The organism is Pseudoalteromonas sp. S2893 (genome assembly GCF_005887105.1).
Lineage (GTDB): Bacteria > Pseudomonadota > Gammaproteobacteria > Enterobacterales > Alteromonadaceae > Pseudoalteromonas > Pseudoalteromonas atlantica.
Window position 1 is genome coordinate 1 of record NZ_PNCY01000185.1, and the last position, 483, is coordinate 483.

Here is a 483-nt window from a genome sequence, read left to right on the forward strand (position 1 = left end):
TTTTTAAGCTTTGATAGATAAGTGTTAAAGCTATCAGGGGGATATTAATATGCGTTCACTTTATATCAACAAGCCGAATTACGATAAGTGCGTTGGGTTTGTGTGTAGACGTAAAGCTTGCTTGCGTAAAAAGCGCAGCTTTTAATTACTTACCCCCTCCATTTGCGCCTAAAATATAAACATTTACTCAAACCTAAAGCCGTGCAATTATTAAGCAACACATTATTTAATAAGGATATTTATGAAGCTCTTACTATCACTTGTATTTACACTTGCTTTTAGTACCTCTTTTTTAAGCCACGCAGACACTGCTACAACCGACATAACCGTTGGTAAAAAAATCATTTTACAATCAAAAATACTTAACGAAGACAGGCCTATCAGAATTTTCATACATGACACTGAAAAAGACTATCAGCCGCTTTAAAATATTTATTTACTAGATGGTGTTGAGCACTTTCATACTGCGTCAGGAGTTATAAA

1 pseudogene is annotated in these 483 nt (G+C 34.4%); it reads left to right on the top strand.

Features of this window, described 5'->3' with window-relative positions:
• Positions 1 to 241: 241 nt before the first annotated feature.
• A pseudogene (locus tag CWC04_RS19620) lies at positions 242 to 424 on the top strand (alpha/beta hydrolase-fold protein); the annotation flags it as partial.
• Positions 425 to 483: the final 59 nt, after the last annotated feature.